At 71.5% G+C, this 4,975-nt stretch carries 5 protein-coding genes; 2 read left to right on the forward strand and 3 right to left on the reverse strand.

What is annotated here, in order from left to right; genetic code table 11:
* On the reverse strand, nt 1–213 hold a 213-nt coding region (locus VIB11_RS02060; protein WP_332027883.1), incomplete at its 3' end, for a hypothetical protein.
* Between the two features lie 110 nt (nt 214–323).
* A complete protein-coding gene (locus VIB11_RS02065; protein ID WP_332027885.1) occupies nt 324–2,579 on the reverse strand; it encodes a hypothetical protein in 2,256 nt (751 codons plus the stop codon).
* A 217-nt stretch (nt 2,580–2,796) separates the two neighbouring features.
* Here VIB11_RS02065 and VIB11_RS02070 point away from each other — a divergent pair, with 217 nt between their 5' ends.
* Together VIB11_RS02070 and VIB11_RS02075 are read left to right on the forward strand one after the other, a co-directional pair.
* Nucleotides 2,797–3,468: a class I SAM-dependent methyltransferase gene (locus tag VIB11_RS02070; protein ID WP_332027887.1), complete on the forward strand. Its 672-nt coding sequence runs from the start codon at nt 2,797–2,799 to the stop codon at nt 3,466–3,468.
* Entirely contained in the window at nt 3,455–4,180 is a 726-nt protein-coding gene (locus VIB11_RS02075; protein WP_332027889.1) for a glycosyltransferase family 2 protein, read from the forward strand. Before VIB11_RS02070 ends, VIB11_RS02075 begins: the two co-directional genes overlap by 14 nt.
* Here the strand turns inward: VIB11_RS02075 and VIB11_RS02080 are convergent.
* The gene (locus VIB11_RS02080) at nt 4,164–4,646 is read right to left on the reverse strand and encodes a GtrA family protein (protein WP_332027891.1); all 483 of its coding nucleotides are present in this window, start codon (nt 4,644–4,646) and stop codon (nt 4,164–4,166) included. The two genes, VIB11_RS02075 and VIB11_RS02080, sit on opposite strands and share 17 nt — an antisense overlap.
* Between the last annotated feature and the right edge of the window lie 329 nt (nt 4,647–4,975).

Here is a 4,975-nt window from a genome sequence, read left to right on the forward strand (position 1 = left end):
CCGGATCGTCCCGCGCCGCTCCGGCCGGACCTCGAGGTAGTCCTCGACCGCGGCCATCTGGCCGTCGAGCGTGAAGCGGAACCCGGGCTCGGCCAGCCCCCGCGCCGTCACGTCGTCCATCAGGTCGACCAGGCGGAGGCGGAACCGCTGGAACGGCTCGTACCACTCGCGGTCCCAGTGCGTGTGCGGCACCAGCCAGACGTCGTCGTCCATGGGTCCCCTCTTCGTCGCGGGCCATGGTTCCAGAGCTGTCCATGCCCCGCAGCCCGGCATGGGGCCGCCGCGGGAGGGGTGGCGCTCGACGTCGGGGTGGCCGTGGTGCGCTACGGCACGAGCTCGTAGACGTCGGCGTCCCTGTTGCTGTACCGCAGGCTGGCGAAGGGCTCGAGCGTTGCGGCGTGGGGCCGCGTGTGGTCGACGTAGACCCACCGCACGCCGAGGTCCCGCAGGCGTTCCGCCGCCTCAGCCGTGGGGTTGGCGATGAAGCCGTCGTTGAGTCGCAGGATCTCGGGCTTCCAGTAGTCCACGGTGATCGAGTCGCGGCCCTTCGGTGCGATGCGCGTGGCGCGTGGCGTCGCGGTCCACCCCTCGACCAGCGACTGGCGCTCCGAGAACGCGGTGACGAGCCACCTTCGGCTGTCGCAGCCACCCACCGGCTCGCGCGGTGTGGTGCAGTGCCGGTTCGTCATGACCAGGTCGTCGACCTCGGAGTGGTCGCGGATCCACCGCGCGGCGTCGACCTGCGCCTGCGTGGTGGCGAGCAGCGCGGTGATCCGCTCGTAGGGTCCCCAGTTGGTGCGCACCGGCTCCGCGGACGACTCGGCGAAGACGGCGACACCACCCGCCAATGTCAGGAGCGCCACGGCAGTGGCAGCCCCCACGGCGCGTGGCGCCCTGCGCCCCACGGCCAGCGCCCCGGCCACCGCCCCTACGGCTGCCACGGCCGCGCCGATCGCCAGCATGGACCAGGCCTTGTCCACCTCGCCGGGCATGAGCTCGCCGTTGACCCACTCGCCGAGGAAGGCGAGCAGCACGCCACCGACCGCACCGATCGCCGCGAGCCTGGTCATGACGGACCTGCCGAGATGCTCCCCGAGGGCCACCAGGCCGAGCGCCGAGCCGATCGCCATGATCGGGATGGCGGTCAGGGCGAAGTAGAGCTGGCTCACGCCGGGGTGCGAGAAGACCCCGACCGCGGCTGCCCCAGCCAGGCTGGCACCCACCAGCACCCAGGTCAGCGGGTCACGTCGCGCACTGCGGAAGAACGGGAGCGCGTAGACGGCGACGGAGCGCGCGAGCAGCCACAGCACCGTCACCACGATCGCCATCGCCTGGAGCACGCCGGTGGGCACCGCACCGAGCCAGCGGCCCACGGCAGTCTGCTGTGCTGCCTCGGGCAGGCCGAGGGCCAGGCCGGCGCTGGACCCGTGGAAGACGGCCACGACCGTCAGGACGAGGCAGCCGGCGACCACTGCCATGTCGACCAGGACCGGCAGCACGAGGCGGCGGTTCCACAGGACCATGGCGACCACGGCGACGCCCAGCCCGGCGACCACCAGCGGCGAGGTGGAGCCCTTGGTGCCGGCCGCCGCCACGGCCAGCAGCGGCACCAGCACGTACGCACCGGACAGCAGCTCTGCGCGCCAGCGCAGCGCCAGGACCACCACGAGGGCGACCAGCGCCGGCGCCCCCAGGGCGAGGGTGGGCGACATCGGCTCCACCGGGTACCCCGGGCTGTACTTCCCGAAGACGTTGAGGCCGCCGCCCACCATGGTCAGGGCCGCCGCGATCGCGCCGGTGACCGCTCGACCGGAGAGCCGCAGGGCGGCCGTGCCCGCAGCGAGGGCCACGACGACCGGCATCAGCACGGGCATGAAGCGCGTGATGACCTCCTCGAGCTCGGTGCCCGACACGACGGCGGTCTGGGCGATCCAGGCGTGGGCGAACCAGTGGTACCCCAGGTCCTCGCCGGCCACCGTGGGCCAGCTGACCGGCCCCCGGTGCATGAGCTGTGCCGCGATCGCCTGGTGCAGGTACACGTCGATGTGGGGCACCCAGACACCAGGCGGCCACTCCGGCCGGTTGCGGCTGACGTAGCCGACCAGCTGGGGGAGCGCGGTCAGCGAGGACAGCCCCACGACCACACCCCACCACCACGGCACCGACCCCGACCGGGCCCCGACGATCCGTCGTCGTGACCCGGGCACGGCCAGGAGTGCCGCGCCGATCCCGAGCGGCAGGGCGGCGGAGAGCGCGGGCGTGCGGGTGAGTCCCGCAACGACCTGCGCCCCGATGGCCAGGACCGAACCGATGGCGAAGCCCATCGCGACGTCCTCGACGAGCCAGCCGTTTCGCGGGCGAACGGCGCGCCAGCACAGCGCGCCGGGCAGCACCTGGACGACCAGGACGGCTGCGGTGGCGCGGGCCGCCGCATCGGCCGGCAGGCCGGTCGACACGGCAAACGCGATGAGGGCGGCACCGGCGGCGAGGGGAGCCAGGACGCCGACCACGTCGGACGGAGAACGTCCCGGTCCGCCCTCGGCGCGGGAGGTCCGCGGGTCGGCGTGCATGGTCGCCACGTGTCTCCCAACTCTCTCGGCGCCCACCGGCCCCTGCCGCCGGCCGGGTGGGCGGGTGGGCGGGCGCTGTGAGTATACGGAGGGCCCGGCCCGGGGCGGCCGCGCGCGCGACGTCACACCGGGGGAGGTGCTCACTGCTAGGTTCGTCGGCGTGTCGAGGCCAAACGAATCCCGCGAAGGCGAAGGACGTCCCACGTCTGCAGGCACGGACGGAGGGGTGACGTCGGGTGTCTACGCACCGGGCTACTTCGAGACCCGGCTCCCACCGAACGCCAACCGGGTCAAGGTCTGGACGCATCTGTGCGCCTACCTCCAACGCTGGATCCGGCCGCAGGACACGGTCCTCGAGCTCGGGGCCGGCTGGTGCGACTTCGCGAACAACGTCAAGGCCGCCCGTGTCGTCGCCATGGACCTCGACGCGACGGTGACGAAGGCAGCCGCGCCGCACGTCACCCCCGTCGTCGGCGACTGCACGGACCTGAGCGCGTTCGAGAGCGGCTCGTTCGACGTCGTCTTCGCCTCGAACCTGCTCGAGCACCTCGAGCGCCCGGCCAGCTCGCGACTGCTCGGTGAGGCCCGACGGGTCCTGCGTGACGGCGGGCGGCTGATCCTCATGCAGCCCAACTTCAGGCTGAACCCCGGGCGCTACTTCGACGACTTCACGCACGTCGCGATCTTCACCGACCAGTCCCTGCAGGACTACCTCGTGTCAGAGGGCTGGTCGATCGAGACGGTGATGGCGCGGTTCCTCCCCCTCACGCTGAAGTCACGCGGTTCGGGGCTGACCTTCCTCGTTCCGTGGTACCTGCGCTCGCCGTTCAAGCCCTTGGCGGGGCAGATGCTGGTCGTGGCCGTACCGGCGGAGGGAGGTGCCCATGTGGCACGGTAAGTCGCTCGCGGTCGTGCTCCCCACGTACAACGAGAAGGACAGCATCGCCGACTGCGTCAGGCGGTTCGAGGTGCTCCCCGAGGTGGACGAGGTCATCGTCGTCAACAACAACGCGGCTGAGGGGACGTCCGAGGAGGTGGCCACGACCGGTGCCCGCGAGGTCATCGAGACCACCCAGGGCTACGGCGCGGCCATCAAGCGGGGCCTCCGCGAGGCGGACACCGACCTGGTTGCCGTCTGCGAGCCCGATGGGACGTTCAACCCGGAGGACCTCGTCAAGCTGCTCGCCTTCATGCCGGAGTGCGACATCGTCCTGGGGTCGCGGACCGTCTCCAACTTCATCTGGGACGGCGCGAACATGGGCTGGTTCCTCCGGTGGGGCAACTGGGCTGTCGCCAAGAAGATCGAGGTCCTCTACAACACCTCCTACCTGAGCGACGTCGGCTGCACGTTCCGGGTGATGACCCGCGAGCAGGCCCGGGCCATTCTGGACAGGTCCCGGCTCGATGGGTCCGCCTACGGCCTGGAGATGCTGCTCATCAGCGTCATCATGCGTGCCCGCATGGTTCAGGTCCCGGTCAACTACCACCCACGGGTGGGGGTCTCCTCCGTCACCGGGGAGCTGGGGAAGACGCTCTCGCTCGGCTTCGAGATGATCCGGCTGACGCTGCGGATGTGGTTGCGGCGGGGGCAGATCAGGAAGGGCCGCTGACGCCGGCCCGCGCCTCCTGCCGGTGGGACGGCTCGGCCGCCTCGGCCAGGGCACTTCCGTCGTTGTCCTCGCTGAAGACGTGGCGGCGGTAGGCCCAGAAGCGGAACGCCATCGCCAGCGCGAGTCCGATGCCGTTGGCCGAGATGTTGTCCGCAAGGGGGGAGCGCAGGTCGAGCACGTAGTGGGAGAACCACAGGCAGGCCATGGCGATCCCGGTGCCGATCGTCGCCATGACGCTGAAGAGCAGGAACTCGTGGTGCGCGGCCTTGCGGCGGGTGTGCCGGAAGGTCCAGTAGCGGTTACCCAGCCAGGACACGGCCGTGGCCGCCACCGCCGACACCACCTTGGCGCTGAGCGGGTAGTCGTACAGCGGCCCCGCCCCTCCCGCGTAGCGCAGCAGGTTGAACCCGCCGACGTCCACGACGAAGCCCATCGCGCCCACGAGCCCGAACTTCGTGAACTGCACCAGCAGAGGACGCCCCCGCTCGAGCAACAGTTTCACGGGAGCCCTCCAGGGGTGGTCGTTGGCGTGCGCTGAAACGGTAGCAGCGCCCGCCGGGCCACTCCTCCGTCACGGCTGCCCGCGCCGGCCGGCCGGGGCGTGGGCCGGGAGGGGGCCGGCTGCCGCAGCAGGCCCGCCCGAGGGAGGCCAGACGATTTGGTGGGCCACTGGGCAGGCGGTATCTTTGAACACTGTGTCTGAGGTGCGCCTCGGGCACGCGAGTCCGGATCCGAGGGCAACCCCGGCTCCGTGGCCACCACCTCTCGCCGGGCAATCCACCATTCTGGCCCCTC

It is taken from the genome of Pedococcus sp. (assembly GCF_036554925.1).
In the GTDB taxonomy this organism is placed as follows: Bacteria; Actinomycetota; Actinomycetes; order Actinomycetales; family Dermatophilaceae; genus Pedococcus_A.